This window comes from Streptomyces sp. SJL17-4 (assembly GCF_036826855.1).
Lineage (GTDB): Bacteria > Actinomycetota > Actinomycetes > Streptomycetales > Streptomycetaceae > Streptomyces.
In genome coordinates this window covers 1,312,215-1,337,032 of record NZ_CP104578.1, presented here as the reverse complement: position 1 = coordinate 1,337,032, position 24,818 = coordinate 1,312,215, and the positions used below count along the sequence as shown (strand labels likewise).

The following is a 24,818-nucleotide window of genomic DNA, read 5'->3' as shown; positions in this document are numbered from 1 at the left end:
CCCGTACGGGAGACGGGCGTGTCGGCCCCGACGCGCGTACCGGGTCGTTCGCGTGTGGCCACCGACGGGCGTACCGGACTGCTCGCACACGGCCACCGGCGCGCGTACCGACTGGCTCGTGGTCGGCCACAGGCGCTCGTACCGGCTCGTTCGTGCTCGGCCACCGGCGGGTCCGCGGACCGTTCGCGCACCGGCTCCGGCGGGCGAACTGCGCAGGGCCCCACTCCGGTTGCGGAGCCCAGGACGTCACGTTTGAGTGGGAATACCCCCACGCGTCTCTGGAGCTGACATGTCGATGGCGTTCGGTTCACCCTTCGGTTCGTCCGACGACCCGTTCAGCGACATGCTGAACCGGTTCTTCGGAATGTCGCCGGCGTCGTCGCCCCCGGCCGTACAGCGCGTACCCATCGGACGTCTGCTGACCGAGTCCTCGCACGAACTCCTCAACCTGGCCGCCCGGAAGGCCGGTGAGGACGGCACGTCCGACCTCGACACGGAGCACCTGCTGTGGGCCGCGACCCAGGTCGCCCCCTCGCGCAGGCTGCTGTCCCGGGTCGGCGTCGACCCCGAGGCGCTCGCGGCCCAGCTCGACGAGGTGCTGCCCCGGGAAGCCGGCGAGCCCTCCTCGGAACCCGGACTCACCCCCGCGGCCAAGCGCACGCTCGCCGCCGCCTACGGCCGCTCGCAGGAGGCGGGCGTGTCGTACATCGGCCCCGAGCACATCCTCGCGGCGCTCCTCGACGACTCCGATTCCGGGGCGACCCGGCTCCTGGGCGCGGACGACCACGACGTGAAGAAGCTGCGCGGCCTCACGGACCGGGCGGTCCGCTCCGACGGCGGTGCCCCGGCCGCCGGACAGCAGCAGAAGCAGCCGGCCACCACCCTGGACGAGTTCGGCAGGGACCTGACGGACGAGGCGAAGGCGGGCAGGCTCGACCCGGTGGTCGGCCGCGCCGAGGAGATCGAGCAGACCATCGAGATCCTCTCGCGGCGCTCCAAGAACAATCCCGTGCTCATCGGCGAGCCCGGCGTCGGCAAGACCGCCATCGTCGAAGGACTCGCCCAGCGGATCGTGGCGGGCGAGGTGCCCGACACTCTGAAGGGCAAGCGGGTCGTCTCCCTCGACCTGTCCGGTCTGGTGGCCGGAGCGCAGTACCGCGGCCAGTTCGAGGAGCGCCTCAAGAAGGTCATCGAGGACGTCCAGAAGTCCGAGGGCGACATCATCCTCTTCATCGACGAACTGCACACGGTCGTCGGCGCGGGCGCGTCGGGGGAAGGCGCGATGGACGCGGGCAACATGCTCAAGCCCGCCCTCGCGCGGGGCGAGCTGCATGTCGTCGGCGCGACGACGATCGACGAGTACCGCAAGCACATCGAGAAGGACGCCGCACTCGAACGGCGCTTCCAGCCCGTCCTCATCCCGGAGCCGACGGTCGAGGAGACCGTACAGATCCTGGAGGGACTGCGGGACGCGTACGAGGCCCACCACCAGGTCCGGTTCGCCGACGGCGCCCTCACGGCGGCGGCGGAACTCTCCGACCGGTACATCAGCGACCGCTTCCTGCCCGACAAGGCCATCGACCTGATGGACCAGGCGGGCGCGCGCGTACGGCTGCGCGGTGCCGGCCGCTCCACCGAGGTCGTCAGCCGGGAGGACCGGCTCGCCAAGCTCCGGCGGGAGAAGGACCAGGCCGTGGCCGCCGAGCAGTTCGAGCAGGCCTCGGACCTGAAGCGGCAGATCGCCGAGGCGGAGGGCGAACTCGCGGGCATCGAGGAGCGCCGCGAGGGCGTCGTCTCGGTCACCGCCGCCGACATCGCCGACATCGTCTCGCGCCGCACCGGCATCCCCGTCTCCCAGCTCACCGCCGGCGAGAAGGAGAAACTCCTCAGGCTGGAGGAGGAGATGCACGCCCGGATCGTCGGCCAGGACGAAGCGGTCACCGCGGTCTCCGAGGCCGTACGCCGCAACCGCGCCGGCATGGGCGACCCGAACCGCCCCGTCGGCTCGTTCCTCTTCCTCGGCCCCACGGGCGTCGGCAAGACCGAACTCGCCAAGACCCTCGCCGAACTGCTCTTCGGCGCGGAGAACCGCATGATCCGGTTCGACATGAGCGAGTTCCAGGAGAAGCACACCGTCGCCCGGCTCGTCGGAGCCCCGCCCGGATACGTCGGTTACGAGGAGGCCGGCCAGCTCACCGAGAAGGTGCGCCGCAACCCGTACAGCGTGGTCCTCTTCGACGAGGTGGAGAAGGCGCACCCCGACGTCTTCAACACCCTGCTCCAGATCCTCGACGACGGGCGGCTCACCGACGGACAGGGCCGCACGGTCGACTTCCGGCACTGCGTCGTCATCATGACGTCCAACATCGGCGCCCACCGGATCCTCGCCCACGAGGGCGACGCGGCCGAACTCAAGGGCGAACTGATGGAGGACCTGCGGGGCCGATTCCTGCCCGAGTTCCTCAACCGCATCGACGACATCATCGTCTTCCACAGCCTCACCGAGAAGGACCTGTCGGAGATCGTCGACCACCTCCTGGACCGCAGCAAGCACCGGGTGCATGCCCAGGGCATGACCCTCGAAGTCACCGAGGCGGCGAAGAAACTGCTCGTGGCCCACGGCTACCAGCCGGAGTTCGGCGCCCGCCCGCTGCGCCGCACGATCCAGACGGAGCTCGACAACCGCATCGCCTCCCTGCTGCTCGGCGGGGAGGCGGACCCGGGGGACACGATCGTCGCCGACGTCATCGACGACTCCCTCCACTGCACCATCCAGAAGAAGGACTAGCCTGCTCCTCCTGGGAGGTGTGTCCTGACGGCCCGGCGGCTCCCGGCCCGTACGCGTCAGGCCATGGGCTCGGAGCTCAGCCGTTCGTCGCCCGTGTACACGTTCATCGAGGATCCGCGCAGGAAGCCGACCAGGGTCAGCCCGCTCTCCGCCGCGAGGTCCACCGCGAGCGAGGACGGCGCCGAGACCGCCGCGAGCAGCGGGATCCCGGCCATCACCGCCTTCTGCACCAGCTCGAACGAAGCGCGGCCGCTCACCATCAGGACCGACTCGCGCAGCGGCAGGAGTCCCTCGCGCAGCGCGTGGCCGACGACCTTGTCGACGGCGTTGTGCCGGCCGACGTCCTCCCGCAGGCACACCAGCTCGCCCTCGGCGGTGAAGAGCCCGGCGGCGTGCAGCCCGCCCGTGGTGTCGAAGACCCGCTGGGCCGCCCGCAGCCGGTCCGGCAGGGCCGCCAGGACGTCCGTCCCGATCCGCAGCGGATCCTCGGCGACCGACCAGGCGGCCGTCGTGCGGACCGCGTCCAGGCTGGCCTTGCCGCACAGACCGCACGAGGAGGTCGTGTAGAAGTTGCGCTCCAGGGACGCGTCGGGGGCGGCGACGCCGGGCGCCAGACCGACGTCGACCACGTTGTACGTGTTGCCGCCGTCCGCCGTGGCCCCCGCGCAGTAGCGGATACCGGCCACGTCCTCGGCGGAGTGCACCACGCCCTCGCTCACCAGGAAACCGACCGCGAGGTCGAAGTCGTCGCCCGGGGTCCGCATGGTCACCGTCAGCGGGCGTCCGCCGACCCTGATCTCCATCGGCTCCTCGGCGGCCAGGGTGTCGGGGCGGTAGGAGGAGTCCCCCTCGCGCACGCGCAGGACGCGCCGCCGTACGGTCACTCGTCCCATGGTTCGTTCCTCTCCTCGGAGCGCCGCTCCGACGGTGCTCGATGTGCGGCCCTGCCGTCCGGTCGTGGTCGTCCGGTCGTCCTGTCGTCCGGGCGTGCCTGTTCGGGGGCTGTCCACGACTCTGTCACGGGGCCGGCGACGGCATCGCCCCGGGCGACCCTTCGAGGCGGACGAACGACTCCCGGGGGCCGCCCGAGCGGCTCGCACGAGGGCGATGAGGGAGGTCAACCGGTGGGCGCGATCGTCACCTTGACGTGCTTCATGATCGGCTGGTCGCTCTGCGTGCTGTAGTCGACCAGCGCGCACAGCACGTTCATCTCGGGCATGTAGCCGGCCGCGCAGCCCCGGGGGATGTCGTACGGAACCGCGAGGTAGCCGCTCACGGACCGCTTGCTGCCGTCCTTCGCGGTGCTGGTGATGTCGACGGGTCCCATGTCGGCGATCCCGCGCTCCCGCATGTCGGCCCGGTTCATGAGGACCAGCGTGCGCAGGTTCTTGATGCCGCGGTAGCGGTCGTTGTCGGAGTAGATGGTCGTGTTCCACTGGTCGTGGGACCGCATCGTGCCCAGGGCCAGCGTGCCCGGCTCCGGCACGACGTCGGGCAGCGGGGCGCTGGAGAACTCGGCGCGCCCCGACGGGGTGAGGAAGACCAGCTCGCGGGCCGGCTGCTTGATGCGGAAGCCGAGCGGGAGACGCACCCGCCGATTGAAGTCCTCGAAGCCGTCCAGGGCCTTGGCCATGGTGTCCCGGATGCGGTCGTAGTCCTCGACGTACCACTCCCAGGGCGTCGCGCTGTCGGGCAGCGCGGCCCGCGCCATGCCGGCGACGATCGCCGGTTCGGACAGCAGGTGCGGGGAGGCCGGGCGCTTCATGCCGATCGACAGATGGACCATGCTCATCGAGTCCTCGACGGAGGTGCTCTGGATGCCCTTGCGCTGATGGTCCTTCTCGGTGCGGCCGAGGCACGGCAGGATCAGGGCCTGCTTGCCGTGGACGATATGGCTGCGGTTCAGCTTGGTGCTCACCTGGACGGTGAGGTCGCAGGTGCGCAGCGCCGCGTAGGTGAGCGGGGTGTCGGGAGCGGCGAGCGCGAAGTTGCCGCCCATGCCGACGAAGACCTTGATCTCGCCGCGCCGCATCGCCTCGATGGTACGGACGGTGTCCAGGCCGTGCTCGCGCGGCGGTTCGATCCCGCAGGCCTCGGCGAGACGGTCGAGGAAGGCGTCGCCGGGGCGGTGGTCGATGCCGCAGGTGCGGTTGCCCTGGACGTTGCTGTGTCCGCGTACGGGGGAGGGGCCGGCGCCCTCGCGCCCCAGGTTGCCGCGGAGCAGCAACAGGTTGACGATCTCCCGGACGGTGTCGACGCCGTGCTCGTGCTGGGTGAGGCCCAGACACCAGCTGACGATGGAGCGGTCGGCCTCGCCGTACACGCGCGCGGCCTTGAGGACATCGGCGCGGCTCAGTCCGGACTGCCGCTCGATCTCCTCCCACGGTGTGGCCTCGCACCGCGCGCGGTACTCGTCGAAGCCGCTGGTGTGGCGGTCGATGAACTCGTGGTCGAGGGCCTTGGCGTCGGTCGCGGACTGCTCGAGGATCGCCTTGGCCATCCCGCGGACCAGCGCCATGTCGCCGCCGATGCGGGGCTGGAGGTTCAGGGTGCTGGTCTTCGTCGTCCTGAGGAGGGCCATGTCCGTGAAGTCGTGCGGCACGATCGTCCGGGTGGCGGCGGCCTCGACCAGCGGGTTGACGTGCACGATCCGCGCGCCGCGGTGGTGGGCCTCGGCGAGCGCGGTCAGCATCCGGGGCGCGTTCGAGGCGGCGTTCACCCCGAAGATGAACAGCGCGTCGGCGGTCTCCCAGTCCTTGAGGTCGACGGTGCCCTTGCCCGTGCCCAGGGAGGCCTGGAGGGCGCGGCCGCTCGCCTCGTGACACATGTTGGAGCAGTCGGGCAGGTTGTTGGTGCCGAGCTCGCGGGCCATCAGCTGGTAGAGGAAGGTCGCCTCGTTGCCGAGCCGTCCCGATGTGTAGAAGGACGCCTGGTGGGGGTTGTCGAGGCCGCGCAGGGCACGGCCGACCACCTCGAACGCGTCCTTCCAGGTGATCGGCACGTAGTGGTCCGACTCCGGGTCGTAGACCATCGGCTCGGTCAGCCGGCCCTCGTTCTCCAGGTCGTAGTCGCTCCACTCGGCGAGCTCGGACACCGAGTGCGCGGCGAAGAACGCGCGCCCGACGCGCTTACGGGTCATCTCCCAGGTGACGTGCTTGATGCCGTTCTCGCAGATGTCCAGGTGCAGGCCCTTGGTGTCGTCGGGCCACGCGCAGCCGGGGCAGTCGAAACCGGTGTTCTCGTGGTTCATCCGCATGATCGCGCGCGGGCCGTCGACGAGGGCCCGCTCGCGGACGAGGAACCCGGTCACGCTCCTGGCGGCGCCCCAGCCCGCCGCGGGGTGGTGGTACGGGTGGAACTCCGGGTCGCCCTCGGGAGTGGGCCCCACGCGGTGCTCCACGGGTTCCGAGACGCCGGGCGTCGGGGATTCCTGCGCGTCCTGGTCGGTGCTCACGGCTGCTCACCCTTTCACCTGCGGATATCCGGGGCATGAAGGAACAGGAAGTCACCCCTCCGGGCAGGCTAGGCCCGCCGGTCAGCGGGTGCCACTCGGCTCCGGACGGCCGTACGGGCTGCGTACCGGATCATGCGCGCCTACGCTGGCGCTGTCCTTTTCGTCACTTTTTGTGCGTCATCGCCGCTGTACCTCATTGCCGCTGTACCGCGTTGCCTCTGTACGTCATTGCCTCTGAACGTCATTGCCTCTCGGCGGGAGTCCCATGGTCGTCGTACAACCCGTCGTCGTCCCGCCCTCCCGGGCGGCCGTGTTCCTCGTGGCCACCGTCAACCCCGGCGGCGAGGCCACGGCGCGGGACGCGCTCCAGGACCTGTCGGGGCTGACCCGGTCGGTCGCGTTCCGTTCCCCCGACTCCGGCCTCACCTGCGTCGCCGGGATCGGATCCGAGGGCTGGGACCGGCTCGTCGGCGGTCCGCGTCCCCGGGAGCTCCACCCCTTCCCAGCCCTCAGGGGCCCCCGTCACCGGGCCCCGGCCACCCCCGGTGACCTGCTGTTCCATGTACGTGCCCGGCGTATGGACCTCTGCTTCGAACTGGCCCGGCTGATCGTCGAGAGCCTGGGCACCGCCGTGACCGTCGTCGACGAGGTCCACGGTTTCGCGTACTTCGACGAGCGCGACCTCCTCGGCTTCGTCGACGGCAGCGAGAACCCGGGCGGCCAGGTGGCGGCCGCGGCCGTCCACATCGGCGACGAGGATCCCGACTTCCGCGGCGGCAGCTACGTCATGGTGCAGAAGTACCTGCACGAGATGCCGGCCTGGGACGCGCTCACCGTCGAACAGCAGGAGCAGATCATCGGACGCGGCAAGGCGTCCAACGTGGAGATGCCCGACGACGTCAAACCGTCGAACTCGCACGTCGCGCTGAACACCATCGTCGACGAGGACGGCGTCTCCCAGCAGATCTTCCGCGCGAACATGCCCTTCGGCCGAGCCGGCGCCGGCGAGATCGGCACGTACTTCATCGGCTACGCGCGCACCCCCGCCGTCACCGAACTCATGCTGCGCAACATGTTCCTCGGAGATCCCCCGGGCAACACGGACCGCATCCTCGACTTCTCCCGTGCCGTGACCGGCGGCCTCTTCTTCGTGCCGAGCGCCGACCTCCTCGACGACCTGCCCGCCGCGCCGCCGGACGCCGCCGTCCGCCAGGGAGACTCCCTGGGCATCGGCAGCCTGAAAGGAGCCTGACTCCCCATGACCACTCCCGACGCCACGACCCCCGACGCCACGACCCCGGGCCCCACCAGCGCCCCGTACCTCGGCCTCGACACCAGCAACCTGCACCGCGAGCTCGCCCCGATCACCCCGGCGGCCTGGGCCGAGATCGAGGAGGAGGCCCGCCGCACCTTCCGCCGCAACGTCGCCGGCCGCCGCGTCGTCGACGTCCCCGACCCCGGAGGCCCGGACCTCGCGGCCGTCGGTACGGGACACCTCAGCGACATGGGCTCGCCCGCCCCCGGCGTCACCGCCCGCCTGCGCGAGGCGAAGCCGCTGTTCGAACTCAGGGTGCCCTTCACCGTCGACCGGGGCGCCGTCGACGACGTCGAGCGCGGCTCGAAGGACTCCGACTGGCAGCCCGTCAAGGACGCGGCGCGGGCCATGGCGTTCGTCGAGGACCGGACGATCTTCGACGGGTACGGGGCGGCCGGCGTCGACGGACTGCGGGCCAGGTCCTCCAACCCGGTCGTCCAGCTGCCCGCCGAGCCGCGTGACTACCCCGACGCCGTCAGCCGCGCCCTGACCGCCCTGCGCCTCGCCGGCGTCGACGGCCCCTACGCGCTGCTCCTCGGCGCCGACGAGTACCGGGCGGTCAGCGAGACCTCCGACCACGGCTATCCGATCGCGGCGCACCTCGGCCGGATGCTCGACGGCTCGCCCATCTGGGCGCCGGCCCTCAGCGGCGGCTTCGTCCTGTCCACCCGGGGCGGCGACTTCGAGCTGATCCTCGGCCAGGACCTGGCGATCGGTTACACGGGCCACGACGCGTACAGCGTGCAGTTGTACTTCCAGGAGACGCTGACCTTCCGTACGTACACGGACGAGGCCGTGGTCGTCCTGGAGGCACCGGGGGCCTGAGCGCCATGAAGAGTCCCCTGCTGCTCTCCGCCGTGCCCCGGCTCGTCGTCTCGGCGCTGGTCGCGGCGGCGGTCGGCGCCGTCGTCGGTGCCTCCACCCACGCGCCGCTGGGCGTGCTCTCCGCGATCGCCGTCGGAGAGACGATCTTCGTCGTCACCGGGTGGATCACGCTGTGGCCGATGGACGCCACCACCACCCGCCGCAACGTACGCCGCGAGGAGTTCCGGCCCGTCGTCGAGGAACTGGCCGTCGTCGGGACGGCGGTGGGCGGACTCGTCGGCATCGTCGTCCTGCTCCTGGTCGGCAGGTCGGACCTGAGTCACGCCGCCGCGGCGACCGCGCTCGCCGGGGTGTTCATGGCCTGGGCGGCGCTGCACCTGATGTACGCCACCCGGTACGCGTACATCTACTACCTGGGACCCGGCGGCGGGATCGACTTCAACTCCCGGGAGCCGCCCCGCTACAGCGACTTCCTCTACTTCAGCTACAACCTCGGGATGACCTACCAGGTCTCCGACACCAACGTCTCCAGCACGACGATCCGCGCGATCGCGCTCCGTCACTGCCTGCTGTCGTACGTCTTCGGCGCGAGTATCCTGGCCACCACCATCAACCTCGTCACGGGCATCGTCACCGGCTGAGGCAGCCCCCCAAGGAGACGCCGCCGGACGTCGTCCCCTGGAGACCACGTCGACTCCGCCCCCTGGAGACCGCCTCATGACCACGGCCGTCGTCGTCGGAGCCGGGCCCAACGGGCTCGCCGCCGCCGCCCTGCTCGCGCGCGAAGGCCTGGAGGTCACCGTCCTGGAGGCCGCCGAGGAGATCGGCGGCGGCACCCGCAGTCTCGAGGCGATCCTGCCCGGACTGCTGCACGACCACTGCTCCGCCATCCACCCGATGGCCGTCACCTCCCCCGCCCTCCGCTCGCTCGGGCTTGAGCGCCACGGGCTGCGCTGGCGGCAGCCCGAGATCGACTGCGTCCACCCCCTCGACGACGGCACAGCCGGTGTCCTGCTCCGGTCCGTGGCGGAGACCGCCGCCGGGCTCGGCGTCGACGGCGCCCGCTACCGCGCCCTGGTGGAGCCCTCCGTACGGCGGTGGGACGCGCTGGCCGACGACGTCATGGGCCCGCTGCTCCGGATCCCGGCGCATCCCCTGAAGCTCGCCCGTTTCGGTCTGCCGACCGTCCTGCCCGCCTCGGCCCTCGCCCGGCTCTTCCGCACGCCGCAGGCGCGGGCACTGTGGGCCGGCGTCGCGGCGCACTCCTTCCGCCCGCTCGGCGATCCGTTCAGCTCGGCCATCGGGCTCGGCATCCTCACCGCCGGTCACGCCGCCGGATGGGCCGTCGCCGAAGGCGGCTCGCAGTCCATCGCGCGCGCCATGGCCGCCGTACTCGCCGAGCACGGCGGCGCGATCCACACCGGCGTACGGATCACCGACCGCCGGCAGCTCCCGCCCGCCGACGTGACCCTTCTCGACCTCGACCCGGGCCAGGTCGCGCGCCTCTACGGCGACCGGCTGCCGGCCCGGGTGTCAGCCGCGTACCGACGCTTCCGCCGCGGCCCCGGCGCCTTCAAGGTCGACCTGGCCGTCGAGGGCGGGGTGCCCTGGAGGGACGAACGCGCGCGGCGCGCCGGCACCGTGCACCTCGGCGGCCGTCTCGCCGAAGTGGCGTTCACCGAGAAGGAGGTGACGGAGGGTCGGATGCCGGAGCGGCCCTTCGTGCTCGTCGGGCAGCAGTACCTCGCCGACCCCGCCCGGTCCGTCGGCGACGTCCACCCCGTCTGGACGTACGCCCATGTCCCGTACGGCTACGAGGGCGACGCCACGGAGTCGATCCTCCGGCAGCTCGAACGCTTCGCGCCCGGTGTCCGTGAACGCATCGTGGGCCGACACGTCACCCGCCCCGCCGACTTCGCGGCCGCCAACCCCAACTTCGTCGGCGGCGACATCCTCACCGGAGCCAAGACCGTCCCCCAACTCCTCCTGGGCGCCCGCCCCGCGCTCGACCCGTACACCACGGGGCTGCCCGGCGTGTTCCTCTGCTCGGCCGCCACCCCGCCCGGCCCCGGCGCCCACGGCATGTGCGGCGCCGGAGCGGCCGCGTCGGCGCTGCGCCACCTCGGGACGCGTCCCGCGTGGCAGGGCGGTCACCGTCCGGGGCGCCGTGTCCCGCATGCCGGCTAGTCGCCCAGGGACAGCACGACCGCCGTCGTCGGCCCTTCGGGTGTCACGTACGTGACGGTATCGCCCGCGCGGTGACCGAGCAGCGCGCCGCCGAGGGGACTGTCGGAGGTGACCATCGTCCGGTCGAGCACGGCGGCGACCTCGCCGATCTGGACGGTCATCTCCGCCCCGTCCTCGAACCGCACGGTCACGGTGCTGCCCACGCCGATCGCGTCGGTACGCGGCGCGCCCGCGGCGTCCGCCTCGCGCAGCCGCCCCTCGATGTCGTCGATACGTCGGTCGAGCCGGTCGAGTTCCGTGGCGCGCTCCAGCTCGTCGGCCTCGTCGGCCCGGTCGCCCGTCTGGTCGCCGCCTCCGCCCCGGAGGGTGACGGCGACGGACTCGCGTTCGGTGCGGAGATCGTCGAGCTCCCGCTCCAGTGCCTCGCGGGCGACGGCGCTGATGGGCTCGGGTCCACCGGTCATTCCTGCTCCCGTGGTGCGGCGGCACGATGACGTGCCGGGGGTCAGTTCTTGCTGGGGCTCGGGCTGCTCGGGGCCGCCGCCGTGACCGGGATGTCGAAGACGTGGTCCGGGGTCACGATGCGGGTGATGGCCTGCCCGAAGAGAGTGCTGGGTTCGTTGTCGTCGTGCAGCGTGTCCGTGTTGAGGAGGACGACCAGGGTGGCCCGCGGCTCCGGCAGGTAGATCGTCAGCGACTCGTACCCGGGCAGGGAGCCGTTGTGGCCGATCCAGCCCTGGATGTTGAAGATGCCGAGCCCGTAACCGGCGCCGGGGATGTCCGTCGGATAGACCTTGAGGCGCTCGGCCTGGGTCTTCGGCGTGAGCAGCGTGCCGGTGGCGACCACCCCCGCCCAGGTGCGCAGGTCCTGGAGGTTCGAGATCATCGCGCCGGCCGCCCAGGCCCAGGAGGGGTTCCAGTCGGTGGCGTCCTCGACCTGGCCCGACGCGGTCTGGACGGTGTAGCCGTGGGCGTGCGGGTTCGGGATCGTGGCGTCGGTGGGGAAGACGGTGTGGTCCAGGCCCGCCGGGTCCAGGACGTTCTTCTGGATGAACTCGTGCAGCGGCGTGCCGCTGACCTTCTCCACGACGAGCCCGAGCAGGATCAGGTTGGTGTTGCAGTAGTCGAACTCGGCCCCGGGCTGGAACTGGACCGGATGCTTGAACGCGAAGTCGAGCAACTCCCGCGGGGTGAAGGGGCGATCGGGGTTCTGGGTGAGCGCCTTGTAGAAGTCCTCGTCCGCCGAGTAGTTGAAGAGCCCGCTGCGCATGGACGCGAGGTTGCGCAGGGTGATCCTGTCGCCGTTCGGTACGCCGTCGACGTACCGGGAGATCGGGTCGTCGATGCTCACCTTGCCCTGGTCGACGAGTTCGAGGAGCGCGGTCACCGTGAACGTCTTGGTCTCGCTGCCGATCCGCATGAACAGGTTGGGCCGCATCGACTGCCCGGTGTCCTTGTCGGCGACGCCGAAGGAGCGGATGTACGTGCCCTTGCCGGGCGCCGAGAGGCCGACCGTGACACCCGGGACGCCGGCCTCCTTCATGACGTCCTGGATCGCCTTGTCCAGGCGCTCGGCGACGGCCGGGGTGAGTTCGGGGAAGTCACCCTGAACCGCTGGTGCGGCAGCCAAGTACGGTCCGGGCACGGCGGGTCGGCCTTGGCCGACCGCCGCGTAGGAGCCGGGGGCGGGTGGCTCGGCGGCGAGGGCGGCGCCCGCTCCCAACGGGGCGACGAGGATTCCGAAGGCCGCGATTCCCGCGCAGAGTCGCCTGCGGCATGTGCGTGAGCACCTCACGGCGGGCCTCCTGCCGGCCGGGGACAACACTCCACCTCCAGGCTAGGCCGGGGCGTCCCGCCTCGCACGGTGACTCCGCGGAGCGGTCTGTTACGTTGCCGATGCCCGGACCGCGGAGGACGTGGGCCGGACCCGCGACGAGAGGGAGACCCGCACGATGGCCGTCATCCACAGGACCACCATGGAGCCCACCAAGCTGGAACTGCTCACCGAGTGGCTCCCCACCCGGGAGTGGCACACGGGCGGGGAGGTGCGACCGGCGCGGGTCGGCGGGTTCCGGCTCGACGACCCGGCGGGCGAGGTCGGCATCGAGTTCATGGCGGTGACCGACGGCGAGGGTGACGGGGCCACCACGTACCTCGTCCCCCTGACGTATCGCGGGGGGCCGCTGGAGGGCGCCGAGCACGCCCTCGTCGGCACGTCCGAGCACGGGGTCCTCGGCACGCGCTGGATCTACGACGGCGCCCACGACCCGGTGCTCGTCGCCCAGTTGTACGCGCTCCTCACCGGCCGCGCCCAGGCGCAGGCCCAGTCCCAGTCCGACGTTCCGGACCTCACCGTCGCCGTCTCGCCGGTGGCGGTGGAGGACACCGCGGGTGCGGCGGACGCGGAGCTCGTACGGGTCACGGACGGCCCCGACCACACGGACGTGGTGGTACGGACCCCCGACGCGCCCGCCCCGCTGACCCTGCGGGTACGGCGTGTCCTCGACGCCGGCACGGACGTGGCCCCGGACGTCGACGGCGGGGTCACCGCCGAGTGGCGGCTCGCCGACGGAACCGCCGTCCGGGGCGTGTTCGCCGTCGCCGTCCCCTTCACCGGACTCGACTCCTAGACCCAGTTGACCTCCGCCGCGGTCAGCAGCGGGTCGTCCACCAGCTCCCACAGCGGGACGGCGAAGTTGCCCGTGCCGTAGCGGCCGCCGAAGTGGAGGCCGAGGACGCGGTGGTCGGTGAGGTCGAAGACCGGGGAGCCGCTGTTGCCGCCGAGGGTCGAGCAGTCGTGCTTCAGGACCAGCCCGCCCGGGGTGAACTCGGTGGCCGCACCCGGCTGGAGCCGCTTCACGTTGTAGACGTCCATGAAGATCCGGCGCATCGACTCCGGCTCGTTGCGCCGGCCGTCCCAGGCCGGGTAGCCGACCACGTACACCTGTCGGCCCGGGAGGCTCGCCGGGGCGTCCGCGGCGACCGCGAGCGGGGTGGGCAGGCCGCCGTCCGCCGACGGTTCGATCCGCAGCAGCGCCATGTCGACGTCCGGGTGGATGCCGATGATCTCCGTGATCTCGTACGCCGCCGCGGCCCCGGGCGGCTCACCCGCGAGCGGTAGTTCCTCCGCCGGGTCGACCCGCGCCGACATCCCGTACTCGAAGACCCACCGGCCGTCGCCGTCCGCCGACCGGCTGAACTCCACCGCCACATGACGGTTCGTCATGACCGCGCGCGGGCCGACGAGGAACGCCGTGCCGATCCAGTCCAGCCGCGGATGGCCGGTGACCTCCACCCGGCCGACCCGGGCCAGGGACTCACGGATCGCGGGCCGGTGGCCGTCGAGAATCGCCCACTCGTCGTGCTGCGGGGCGAAGTCCTGGCGCTGCACCAGGATCGCCGGACGTCCCTCCAGGAGCACGATCGCCTCCACACCGAAGGACTCGTCGCCGTCGAGCTCGTCCTCCCGGTGTGCGGCCAGCTTCTCGAGTCCGCTGACCCCGGCCTCCAGGACGCGCGCCCGCTCCTCGCGGGCGAAGCGGGAGATCTCGGCCGCCGGTGCCACGTCGGCGGGAAGCTCGAACGTGGACTCCGCGATCTCCGCCTCCAGTTGGCCGCGCACCCGCGCGGCGACCTCCCGCAGATCACCGAAGATCCGCTCGGTGGCGGTCGCGACCGGCGACCCGCCCTGTGATCCGTTCGGCATGGTTCACTCACCTCGGCTTCCCGTTCCCGTTCGCTTCGCTGGCTCCGCTCGGCCCGTTCGCCGCGCGTGTCGGCGTCGGCCGGCCCGACTGGGCCGCCATGATCTCCTGGTACAACTCCGGGGTGAACTCCCTGAGATGGGCGAGGATGCCGCTCATCTGCGTGCCGACGTTCACGAACCGTGTCCTGGCGCCCTGGAACTCGACCTCGTCCACTTTCCGCGTCCCCCGGTGCAGCCCCACCACCGTCCAGTCGTCCAGGCAGACCGGGGAGCCGGAGGAGCCGCCTCGGGTGTCGGTGAAGTACAGGATGTCGTGCTCGTCGGCCCGGTAGACCAGGTTGTTGCGCAGCGCGACCCGCTTCGGCAGCCCGCCCGGATGCTGGATGATGTTGACCGGGACGCGCTGCCGCTCGCCGACGAGCAGCGGCCGGGTGGCGACCCGGAGCGTGGGGCGGCGCTCCTGGTCGGGGGCGAGCCGGACGATGGCGTAGTCCAGTCCCGCGTCCCAGGCGGCGAGTTCACCGGCCGTCGCCTCCGGGGCGACCGCCGCCTCCTCGACGAAGTCGAAGCGGGAACGGGACATGAGCGCCTGGAGGCGCAGGTCCTCGTCGCTCACGTACGGACGGACGCCCGGGTGCTCGGCGGAACGGGCCATCACCACATGGTGGTTGGTGATCAGCAGGTCGGGGGCGATCATCCAGCCCGTGCCGCCGTGCGGATAGGACGGCAGCAGCGGCGCGCCCGACTCGTACGGGGGAATGCGGAGGAGCGCGACGGAGGCACCGGCCCGGATGCCGCCGTGCAGGAACCCGTACGGCACGGTGTCGTCCTGGAAGACGATCTCCTCCTTCATCTCCCCGGGCATCATCTCCGCCGGCAGCTCCGCCTCGCCCGTGATCGCGCGGGCGACGGAGTCGAGGGCACTCTGCAGGACGGCGCGGGGGCCCGGTTCACGGGTCTCCTCGATCGCGTTGTGCAGCCAGATCTCCAGCGGCACCAGTCCGTCGATCAGCCGCTCGACCTGGTTCATCGCGTTCAGGTCGGCGTGGATCTGTTCGCGGGGGTCGGTCAGCGGTTCGAGCGTGGCCGTGAAGTTGCCGGGGATGCCCTTGAGCAGGAACGGGCGGAGGGACCGGTCGGCGAGCCCCGCCTCCATGGCGGCGTTGCGGACCCGGACGAGTTCCTCCTGGGGCAGGAACGGCTCCTTGCGGAGCGCGGCCCCGGCGGCGTTCGGCGGTGGTCGCGTCCACAGACCCGTACCGCTGTGACGGGGACGGGAACGGGGGCCCGCCCAGGGCGCAGACGCTCTGCCGGCAGGGGCACGGTCGCCCGCGGACCCGCCGCCCGGTACGCCTCCGGCCGCGTCCGGTGACGCCGCTTCGTGCGGCAGTGGACCCGCGTTCATCGCGGAGGCGACCCCGAGCAACAGGGTCCCGCTGCCGTCCCGGAGCGTGAGCGCCTCCCGGGCGACACTGTCCAGGGTGCCGCGCCGCCGCGCCTCCCGCAGGTCCCACTCGATCCGCTCGCGGTCCAGGCGTGGCGGCGTGTCACCCGGGAACGCGGCGAGTGTTCCGGCCGCCGTCTCCAGGATGCGGGTCAGCGGTCGGCGGAGTCCGGGCTCGTCGGTGAGAGTGGTGTCGATCCAGCGGGCGAGCTCGGTCACCACCGTCTCCTCGTCCGCCGGAAGCCCCACCAGCCGCAGGGTGTGCTCCAGGATCCGGGGATCCTCCGGGCAGGCCGTGGCCGCCGCCGTACGGGCCAGGGACGGCTGCCGGGCCAGGTCGGCGTCGGGCATCCCGCGCAGCGTCCGGGCGAGCCGCTCCCGCGACGGGGCGGCGTCGACGTCCGAGAGGCCGGCGAGTCGCGACCGGGCGACGAGGATGCCCAGGGACTCGAACCGCAGCCCCAGACCCGCCGCGATCTCCTCGGCCTCCTGGAGGTCCCGGTCCGCGTCCGCGAAGTCGCCCGAGTCCTGGGCGAGCCGCGCCGACAGCTGGAGCAGTTCGAGCTGGGTCTCCGCGCAGCCGGCCTCCCCGGCCCGGTCCACGTCCCGCTCGGCGCTCGCGCGTGCCTCGGCCGTCCGCCCGGAGCGGGCGAGGGTCTCGGCGAGCAGCGCGTGCAGCCGGCTGCACGGCGTCCACGGGCGCCGCTCCGCGAGCCGTTGCGCGGCGGCCTCCACATACCCCTGGGTGAGCAGGTCCTCGACCTCGCGCGTGGCGATCCGCTCCCAGTCCTCCTGGTCGGCCTCGGTCATGATCTGGTCGGGCACGTGGCCACCGATCCGGCCGAGGAGGAAGGCGGCCGAGCGGGGCGGCATCTCCAGATGGGTCGAACCGCCCAGGTAGGTGGCGACGTCGGAATCCCAACGCTCCTCCACCGTACGGGGGTTCTCGCCGAGCCGGAGGCGGTGGTAGATCTCCTCGGCGCGGTTCCTGGCTCCCTCGCGGACCGCGTAGTACGCGACGGCGCTGCGGTCGACGGCCCGCATCAGATCGGTCCGCGCACGGTCCGAGAGACGCAGCATGATGGCCCGTAGATCGGCCCGGTGCCGGATGGCGTCGGGTCCGGCCGACTCCATCAGGTCGACGCGCGAGGTGAGCAGCCCGTAGAGCCGCCGGGCCTCCGCGGCGCTTTCCACATCCAGCCCCGCCGGGCCCGCGAGGACCTCCCGGACGAGGTCGGGGGTGATGAAGCGGAGCGCGAGGCCCGCCTGGACGAGGGCCCGGACGTCGTCCTCCGCGATGTGCTTGAGGATGCGGTCGTACAGCGTGCCCTGGATGAGCATCTGGTCGACCTGGCGGTCGAAGTAGCGTCGCCGGGAGGGGAGTCCGCGCAGCAGCCCGCCGAGCGAGGGGGAGTCGCCGCCCACGGTGACCGCCGTGCGGGCCGCCAGCTTGAGGCTCAGCGGATGGCCGCCGATCCGCTCCGCGAGGTCCTCGGCGAGCGCCTCGTCGGCGACCCCGGAGGAGAGGAGGAGGTCCACGGAGGCCTGGTGGTCGAGCTCGCTGAGCTCCATCGTGCGCGGGGTGAGGACCCGGGCCGGATGGTCGAACGGAGCCCGTCCGGAGACGATGAACCGGAGACGGGAGTAGTCCGCCCGCAGCGCCGTCCAGATGGCCCACATCCGGGAGATGAGAGGGGAGCCCCGGTACTGGGCCTCCTCGGCGGAGTCGAGAACGACGACGAACGGCGGCGGAGCCCCGCCGGACGCCGGCCGGACGGCCGCGGCGACCAGGGACGCGATCCGGCGCGCGAGGTCCTGCTCCCGGGCGCTGGCGCGGGTGTGGAAGTCGGCAGAGTAGTCGCGGGCGAGAGTGGCCCGGATGCCGGCCAGTTGATGGAGTTCGTCGAGCTCGTTGCGTTCCCCGCGCTGGTCCGCCGCCGTCCGCTCGCACTCGTCGGCGAGTGCCTCGAACTCGGTGTGCAGGGCGGGATGCTGGATCCCGAGCTGCCGGGCCATCTCCGCGATCACGGTGGCCGGTTCGTGGACGGAGAGCGTGGGACGCGCGAAGTCGATGTAGGCGAAGGGGAATCCGGTGGGCGACGCGGTCAGGGCGTCGACGAGGAACTTGGCGAGCAGGGTGCTCTTGCCGATGCCGCCGATGCCGTGGAGGAGTATCGGGGGTTCCGCCGGCTCCTCGGGCAGCGCGATGTAGGCGTGCAGGGCGTCCAGTTCGGCGGTGCGGCCGTGGAAGGTGCCCCGGATCAGCCGGTGCATCGGCTGGAGCAGCCGGGCCGTTTCGAGCCGCTGCTGGACCTCGTCGACGGGGGGCAGCCCCGTCACGCCGGGCACCCGGCTCAGCCAGAGCACGGCCTGAAGCGTGTGGGACAGCTCCTCGACGTCGTCCAGGTGGGGCTGGGGGTGGGCCCGCGCGTCGGGTGGGGCCGGAGCCTGGGGTTGCGGTTGGGGCCGGGCCTGGAGGTCCGCGGGCGGCAGGGCCGCTCCGGTGCCGGTGAGGAGGGCGAGGGCCGTGCGTTCCGGGCCGGGGCCCTCGGGCCGCAGGCCGATATTGGTCCGCAGGACGTCCAGCGCGGCCCCGGGGCCCGCGAGGCCCGCGAGGGCCGCCTCGCGGACCTCGGGCTTCAGCGTCCAGACCGTCGCCCCGGGGGAGAGCAGCGCGGTGCTGTCGTCGACGAGCTCCAGGACGGCCCGCCCGGTGGACCGCTCCTCGCCGGGCAGACGGAGCAGCGCCGGGTCGAACTCCTGGAGCAGGCAGGCGGCTTCCCGGTAGGAGCGGCGTGGATCGAGCAGGGCGGCGGCGGGAGCGGTGAGGCTCGCGCGCAGGGCGTCGCGCAGGAGGCGGGCGACCCCGTCGGAACCCGGCGCGGTCGGCGGCAGCGCCCGGTGGAGCCGTACGACGTCCTCCACGGCCGTACACAGCCTGCGCATGTAACTGTCACCGTTCGAGGGGGAGTCGACGGCACGCAGCACCTCGGCCACGGCCGTCTCGGTCAGCGCCCGGACGGTGTCCTCCTGCCCCGGGGAGGTGGTGTCGGTGAAGAACTCCCGGAAGAAGGTGCGGAGATCGCCCTCGTCGGCGAGACGCGTGGTGTCCCGGCACTCGTTCTTGCGGATCTCGTACGGGAGCTGGCGCATCGTCGTGGCGTACCCGAGCAGCACCAGACGGGGCACGTTGTCGGCGCGCACCGGGGTGTGCTCGTAGATCGCCCGCGCCAGGACGCCGATGGCGTCCCACACGTCCGAGTGCGGGTCGAGCCGGTCGCAGTCGTCGAGGACCAGCCAGAAGCGGCCCTCGGCCGCGGTGGCACGCGCGACGATCCGGTGCGCCGCGTCCTCCAGACAAGGCAGTGGATCGTTCAACCGTGTGGGGTTCAACGGGAATCCCTCGGCCGTCGGCCCCGCGACGAAGGCCGACAGCCGCTCCATCAGACCCGCCGCCGTCGACGTACGGGACAGGGTGACCCGTATCGGACGGAAGTCCTCGTGCTGGCCCATGTGTCGGATGAACTCGTACGTGTAGGAGCGGCCGCTGTCCGGGGGACCGTCGACGATGAACACCGTCTGCTCCGGGTCCGCGAGGAAGCCCCGCAGTTTCTCGCGGAGCTCGGACCGGTCCAGGAAGACCGCCGTCCCGTGCTTCAGGAGATGGCTGTGGAAGGGGTCCCGCGGCGAGCGCCGCAGGCTCTCGTCCTCCCGCAGCCGGACGAGGAGGTTCCGGGCCTCGGCGCCCTGTTCGAAGAGGTGCGGGGAGTCGATGGCGCCCAGCGTGTCGAGACCGGTGAGGACGGCGAGCAGCCGACGCTGGTGGGCGATGTCCCGGCGGGCGGCCGCGACCACCAGAAGGGCGTTCCGGTCGGGTTCCGGGGTGAGCGGCAGGTCGTCGACGAAATCGGCCGGGAGGCCGGAACTCAGCAGCTTCTCGCGTGGTTCGGGGGTGTCGAGGAGGTGGTCCCGCACCCAACTGGCGACGAGTCCCCACTCGGTTTCGGTGAGCGGCATTCCGCACCTGCCCGGCGCTCTTGGCGCAGCGCCGGTCGCTCCGGCGCCGGGACGTGATCGGGCCGGACGGCCCGACCCTCCCATCGTTTCACCGGCCCCGAACGGTCGCAATCGCTGTGGGGACGGGACGGGACGGGCGCGCGTGGCGGGGCAGTGGTGCCCGCGAGGTGCGGCTCAGGGATGCAGCACGATGTCCTCGTACGACTCCAGGCGCCGCCACCGCTCCTCGGGTGCCCGCGTCGCCGGCATCACGTCCACATCGGGCAGCGGCCCGAACTCCAGCTCCGTGATCTCCGCGACGTCCGAGACGGGCACCTGGTACGTACGGAACGGGCCGAGCGGAGGCGGCGCGCCGGTCGTCGCCCCCGCGAGCGCCCGCTCCGCGTCCCGGCTCAGGTCGGGGCTCTGGTCGAGCACGTACGCGGCCGCCGCGAGCGCCCCGTCCTGGAGGAACGCCGCCACCTTCCAGAAGCGCATGGGCACCTGGATCCCCCGGTACGGCGGGTCGGAGTCGTGGAGCACAGGGCCCGTGAGGACGGTCAGCTTCCGGTCGAAGTCGGCGGCGTGGTCGAGCAGATAGTTCTCCAGGCCCTGCCAGACCTGCCTGCCCTGGTTGAAGACGTCCGCCTGGGGAGCGGCGTTCGTGAAGTGGAACGTGTCCGCAGAGGCGCGTACGGCCACGGCCGAGGGTCCCCAGACCGGGTCGAGGCGGCGGACCAGATGGCCGCGGTCGAGGCTGTTGTTCTCGTAGATGTCGTCGCCGGCCTGCTGCTCCCGGGGCAGCCGCGGGTCGAACTTCCAGTCGTCGTCCCGGGGTACGTCCTCCTGGAGCTCCCGTCCCTCGATGCCCACGGCCGTCGAGGCCGCGAGCCGCCGGTCGGGCCGGAAGACCACGGTGAAGTGGGTGTAGGGCAGGATCACCGTCCCGACCGACTGCCGTACCGGGAGCGGCAGCGGGACGACCGGACCGAGGAAGGCCTCGTCGTAGCCGGTGCGGTCGGCGAGCGCCGCGCGGCGGGCGGCGTCCGGCCCCGGAGGGGGCGGGGGATCGGAAGGGTTCATACGATGTAGGTACCGCGTGGAGAGGGCCGCGCTCGGTGCCGGACCGCAGGCCACTCGATCAGACGCCCCCGGTACCTCTCCGCCCTCCCGCCTTCCTCCTCTTCCGTCAGGAGGCACCCCATGGCCACCGGACTCGCCCTTCACGTCGGACTCAACAGCGTCGACCCCGCCCGTTACGAGGGCTGGGAAGGCACCCTGATCGCCTGCGAGAACGACGCCCACGACATGGCGCGGCTCGCCCGTGCCGCCGGATTCGAGAGCACGGTCCTGCTCACCCCCGAAGGGACCGTCGCCAACGTCACCGCCGTGCTCGGCGAGGCGGCCGCCCGGCTCGGCCCCGGCGACATCCTGCTCTTCAGCTACTCGGGCCACGGCGGCCAGCTGCCCGACGTGAACGACGGCTCGACCGGCACCGGCACGGGCACGGGCACGGGCACCGAGACCGGTACGGGCGCCGGCTCCGACCACGAACCGGACGCGCTCGACGAGACCCTCGTCCTCTACGACCGGCAGTTCCTCGACGACGAGGTCCAGCGCGCCTTCAGCGCCTTCGCCGACGACGTACGGATCGTCTCCTTCTTCGACTGCTGCCACAGCGGCAGCAGCATCGAGATCCCTGGCGGACCGGGGGCCGCCACCGCCCGCTTCATGCCCGAGCCCCAGCAGCGGCAGCTCTACGAGCGCGACCGGGGTTTCTACACCGAGCTCCGGCGCTCCCTCGCCGAGACCGGCCCCGGGGACGGAGCGGGCCCGGACGCGCTCCTCGTCTCGGCCTGCCAGGACAACCAGGAAGCCTCCGACGGCGACGTCAACGGCGCCTTCACCGGGGCGCTGCTCCAGGTGTGGGACGACGGCGCCTTCCGCGGCGGCTACCGCGACTTCCACCGGGCGATCCAGCGCAGACTGCCCCCGACCCAGAGCCCGAACCTCTACCTCACCGGCACCCCGGACCCGCGGTTCGTGGACCAACGGCCGTTCACGGTCTGAGCGCCGTCGCCAGCTGCGCCCGCGAGCGGACGTCGAGCTTCTGGTAGATCCGGGTCAGCCGCGCCTCGACCGTCTTCACGCTCAGATACAGCTTCGCCGCCGCCTCCTGGTTACTGGCGCCCTGCCCCACCAGACGGGCGAGCCGAAGCTCGGCCTCCGTCAGCGAGGACAGCGCGGGCAGTGCTTCCTCACCCCCGGAACCGCCGCCGGGGCTCTCACCCACCGCGCCCGCCGGGGAGTCGCACGCCAGGGCCAGCCACGGCGTCGCTCCGGCCCGCTCGAACACCGAGGCCGCCGTCTGCAGCGCGCTCTGCGCCGCCGACCGGCGCCGTCTGCGGCGCTCCACCCGGGCCAGGGCGATCAGCGCCCGCCCCCGCTCCAGCGGCAGCCCGGCCCGGCCGAAGGCCTCGGCCGTGCGGGTGAGCAGCTGAGCCGCCTCGTCCGTACGCCCCTCCGCCGCGAGCCACAGGGCGTACGCCCGGTCGCAGCCGAGCAGGACCGTGGACCGGCCGAGCCGGGCCGCCACCGGCCGCACCTCGTCGAGGAGCGCCAGGGCCTCGTCGCCCGCGTCGTGGGCGAGCAGCGCCTCGGCCAGTTCCTCGTGCCAGCGCAGCATCGACGGGTCCACGGTCGACTGGGCACGCTCGTCGGCCTGGACGCGCCGCAGGGTCTCCAGGGCGGCGGCGACGTCCCCGTTGATCAGCTGGACCCGGCCCAGCGCGTACCGGCTCCGGGAGAGGAACACCCGGTCCCCCTCCTCCTCCGAGGCCTGGACGCTGCGCCGGGCGTAGCTCGCCGCCCGCGCGAAACTGCCGCCGGCCGTCTCCGCGAGCGCCAGTGTGTACCAGGCGGGGCCGGGGGAGAGGCCTGCCTCCAGGGTGAGCGCGAGGGACTGCCCGGCGTGCGCGAGGGCGGCCGCGCAGGCGCCCCTGCGGGACTCGACGGCGGCCAGCGTGGAGAACAGCTCGATGGTGTCCTCCACCGAACCGCGCCGCTGGACCAGGGGAAGCAGCGCGTTGAGTTCGTCGCGGGCGTCCGTCAGACGATCGTCGAACAGCGCGTGACGGATCGTCAGGATCTGGGCGGCGTTACGGATTCCCAGCGGCCGCTCGGCCAACTCCAGGGCACGGGCCTGCGCGAGCACCGCTTCCGCGTCCGGTGCGCCGAGGGCCCGCTCCATGCGCGCCTGCACGGTCAGCGCCTGCGCCGCCGTCCGCGGATCGCCCATGGAGGCGGCGAGCGCGGCCGATTCGACGGCCGCCGTCCGCGAGCGCTGCGGATCGCCGTCCGCCAGCACGTATTTGACGGCGAGCCGGAGCTGTACGGCGGCCCGCAGGGCGGTGTCGCCCTCCGAGTCCTCCATGGCGTGGACGTACATCTCGTCGAGCCCGGTCAGGCCCTGCCCGGCGGTGTCGAGGACGGCGAGCCGCGCCCTGACCCGGTCGGCGGGCACCGCGTCACGGGCGAGCAGATCGGTGGCGGCCCGCATGGCGAGGTCGGCGCGGGCCGCGCGGGCGGCCTCCTCGGCGGCGTCGACGAGCCGCGCGATCCGCCGCGTCCCGTGCCGTCCGGGCGTCGACTCGGCGGCCAGCAGGGCGAGTTCGGCCGCGAGCGCGCTGTTTCCGCGGCGCCGGGCCAGATCGGCGGCGGCCGCGACCTCGGCCGCGAGGTCCTCGTCCGGGCTGTCGGTGGCGAGGGCCCGGTGCCGTACCGCCTCGACGGGGTCGTCCACGACTTCCGCGAGCGCCGCGTGCCCGGCGCTCCGCTCGGCCCAACAGGCGTCGTGCACCAGGGTGGAGGGCAGCAGCCCGGCGGTGAAGGTCACCGATCCGTCCTCGGCGAGCGACACGAGTCCGGCCCGCTCGGCCGCCGCGAGGTCCGCCTCCGCGTTGGGCCGCCCCGCCCGCCGTACCAGCGTCGACGAGGGGCGCAGCGCGAGGGCCGCGAGCAGCAGCGTCTCCCGTACGGCGAGGGGTGCGGCGCCGAGCAGCTGGCGGGCGAGGTCGCGGGCGCGCCCGGAGAGCGTCAGCGCCTCCGCGTGGTGCACGGGGGTCCGTGCGTCGGCCAGCGAGCGGCCCACGGCGAGCGCGAGCCGCGGATTGCCACCGCTGGCGCGGTGGATGCGGCCGGCCATCCGGGAGGGCAGCCGGTGGTGGATGAGGAGTTCGGCGATCTCGTCGGCGTGCAGCGGCGGCACGAGCAGCACGTCCGCCTCGGACGGCACCCAGAGGTGGGCGGCGTGCGGATCGTCGGGGCGGTGGGGCGCGCGGTAGGGCTCGCCGGCCTCGCCGTACGGCTCCGGTGTCTCGACGGCCACCACCCGCAGCGAGGGCGGCGCGAGGTGGAGGGCGAAGCGGAGCAGGTCCGCGCTGTCCGCGTCGACGTGCTGCACGCCGTCGACGACGAGGAGCACGGGCCCCCGGCGGGTCAGGGTGCGGAGGATCTGGGCGATGCCGAGCCGGAGCGCGATCGGGTCCCAGCCGCCCGCGTCGAGCGGTGCCTCGCGGCAGAGCATGGCGACGGCGGTGCGCTGGGGTCCGGGCAGCTCGTCGAAGACCGCGGAGACCTCGGGCCCGGCGGGTGCCGTGTCGGCCGGCCGGGACTCACGGCGCCCGGCGCCGCCGGGTTCCGGCAGGTGCACGCTCGCCGCCACCGAGGCCACGAGCGCGGCGGCCGACGCCCCGGGTATCTCGCGGTCGGACGGCAGGGTCGCCAGCCACAGCACGGTCTCGCCACGCGCCTCGGCACGGGTCGCCTCGGCGAGCGCGAGCTCGGTCTTGCCGACACCGGCGGGTCCGGTGAGCAGGGCACGGCCCCGGGTGTGGAGGGCGCGTTCGAGCCGCGCGAGGAGTTCCTCGCGGCCCACCGGCGCCGGGGGTCCCCCCGGACCCGTGGGGCGCAGGGCGAGGTACGGAGCTGTCGTCACTGTCCATCACCTCCGGCGCGCTCGGGCCTCGGCCCATGAGCCCCGTGGGCAGAGAATACGGAGCCCACCGGGGGAGTCCAGGCCTTGTGTCCGGCATACGGACACCG

At 72.7% G+C, this 24,818-nt stretch carries 15 protein-coding genes; 7 read left to right on the top strand and 8 right to left on the bottom strand.

Translation table 11 applies throughout. The features are described from left to right. The first annotated feature begins 289 nt into the window (after positions 1–289). Entirely contained in the window at positions 290–2,788 is a 2,499-nt protein-coding gene (locus N5875_RS05950; protein ID WP_318209600.1) for an AAA family ATPase, read from the top strand. 56 nt (positions 2,789–2,844) lie between these two features. On the opposite strand, the gene fdhD is transcribed toward N5875_RS05950, so the two are convergent. Together fdhD and N5875_RS05940 are read right to left on the bottom strand one after the other, a co-directional pair. Continuing rightward, positions 2,845–3,681 carry a formate dehydrogenase accessory sulfurtransferase FdhD gene (gene fdhD / locus N5875_RS05945; protein ID WP_318209599.1) on the bottom strand — a complete coding sequence of 279 codons (837 nt, stop codon included), beginning with the start codon at positions 3,679–3,681 and terminating at the stop codon, positions 2,845–2,847. 224 nt (positions 3,682–3,905) lie between these two features. Next, on the bottom strand, positions 3,906–6,188 hold the full coding sequence (locus N5875_RS05940; protein ID WP_338499095.1) for an FdhF/YdeP family oxidoreductase: 2,283 nt from the start codon (positions 6,186–6,188) through the stop codon (positions 3,906–3,908). 319 nt (positions 6,189–6,507) lie between these two features. Here N5875_RS05940 and N5875_RS05935 point away from each other — a divergent pair, with 319 nt between their 5' ends. The 4 genes from N5875_RS05935 to N5875_RS05920 all read left to right on the top strand — a co-directional run bounded on the left by N5875_RS05935 (position 6,508) and on the right by N5875_RS05920 (position 10,569). Further along, on the top strand, positions 6,508–7,494 hold the full coding sequence (locus N5875_RS05935; protein WP_318209598.1) for a Dyp-type peroxidase: 987 nt from the start codon (positions 6,508–6,510) through the stop codon (positions 7,492–7,494). A gap of 6 nt (positions 7,495–7,500) precedes the next feature. Beyond that, positions 7,501–8,382 carry a family 1 encapsulin nanocompartment shell protein gene (locus N5875_RS05930; protein ID WP_318209597.1) on the top strand — a complete coding sequence of 294 codons (882 nt, stop codon included), beginning with the start codon at positions 7,501–7,503 and terminating at the stop codon, positions 8,380–8,382. Between the two features lie 5 nt (positions 8,383–8,387). Then, positions 8,388–9,023: a DUF1345 domain-containing protein gene (locus N5875_RS05925; RefSeq protein WP_318209596.1), complete on the top strand. Its 636-nt coding sequence runs from the start codon at positions 8,388–8,390 to the stop codon at positions 9,021–9,023. Positions 9,024–9,099: 76 nt separating this feature from the next. Then, entirely contained in the window at positions 9,100–10,569 is a 1,470-nt protein-coding gene (locus tag N5875_RS05920) for an NAD(P)/FAD-dependent oxidoreductase (RefSeq protein WP_338492106.1), read from the top strand. Here N5875_RS05920 and N5875_RS05915 read toward each other — a convergent pair. Beyond that, positions 10,566–11,033, bottom strand: coding sequence for a GreA/GreB family elongation factor (locus tag N5875_RS05915; RefSeq protein WP_338492104.1), 468 nt, complete (start codon positions 11,031–11,033; stop codon positions 10,566–10,568). The genes N5875_RS05920 and N5875_RS05915 overlap by 4 nt on opposite strands. 41 nt (positions 11,034–11,074) lie before the next feature. Beyond that, positions 11,075–12,364: a serine hydrolase domain-containing protein gene (locus N5875_RS05910; protein ID WP_338492102.1), complete on the bottom strand. Its 1,290-nt coding sequence runs from the start codon at positions 12,362–12,364 to the stop codon at positions 11,075–11,077. Positions 12,365–12,521: 157 nt separating this feature from the next. Here N5875_RS05910 and N5875_RS05905 point away from each other — a divergent pair, with 157 nt between their 5' ends. Next, complete coding sequence (locus N5875_RS05905; RefSeq protein ID WP_318209592.1) at positions 12,522–13,199, top strand: 1,4-alpha-glucan branching protein; 678 nt, start codon at positions 12,522–12,524, stop codon at positions 13,197–13,199. Here N5875_RS05905 and N5875_RS05900 read toward each other — a convergent pair. The 3 genes from N5875_RS05900 to N5875_RS05890 all read right to left on the bottom strand — a co-directional run bounded on the left by N5875_RS05900 (position 13,196) and on the right by N5875_RS05890 (position 20,798). Then, positions 13,196–14,275: a serine protease gene (locus N5875_RS05900; protein ID WP_318209591.1), complete on the bottom strand. Its 1,080-nt coding sequence runs from the start codon at positions 14,273–14,275 to the stop codon at positions 13,196–13,198. The genes N5875_RS05905 and N5875_RS05900 overlap by 4 nt on opposite strands. A 7-nt stretch (positions 14,276–14,282) precedes the next feature. Further along, on the bottom strand, positions 14,283–19,736 hold the full coding sequence (locus N5875_RS05895) for a trypsin-like peptidase domain-containing protein (protein WP_338492100.1): 5,454 nt from the start codon (positions 19,734–19,736) through the stop codon (positions 14,283–14,285). A gap of 174 nt (positions 19,737–19,910) precedes the next feature. Continuing rightward, a complete protein-coding gene (locus N5875_RS05890; protein ID WP_318209589.1) occupies positions 19,911–20,798 on the bottom strand; it encodes a DNA/RNA non-specific endonuclease in 888 nt (295 codons plus the stop codon). A gap of 120 nt (positions 20,799–20,918) precedes the next feature. On the opposite strand from N5875_RS05890, the gene N5875_RS05885 reads away from it, so the two are divergent. Beyond that, entirely contained in the window at positions 20,919–21,785 is an 867-nt protein-coding gene (locus N5875_RS05885) for a caspase family protein (RefSeq protein ID WP_338492098.1), read from the top strand. Here the strand turns inward: N5875_RS05885 and N5875_RS05880 are convergent. Beyond that, positions 21,775–24,711 carry a LuxR family transcriptional regulator gene (locus N5875_RS05880; RefSeq protein ID WP_338492097.1) on the bottom strand — a complete coding sequence of 979 codons (2,937 nt, stop codon included), beginning with the start codon at positions 24,709–24,711 and terminating at the stop codon, positions 21,775–21,777. The two genes, N5875_RS05885 and N5875_RS05880, sit on opposite strands and share 11 nt — an antisense overlap. Between the last annotated feature and the right edge of the window lie 107 nt (positions 24,712–24,818).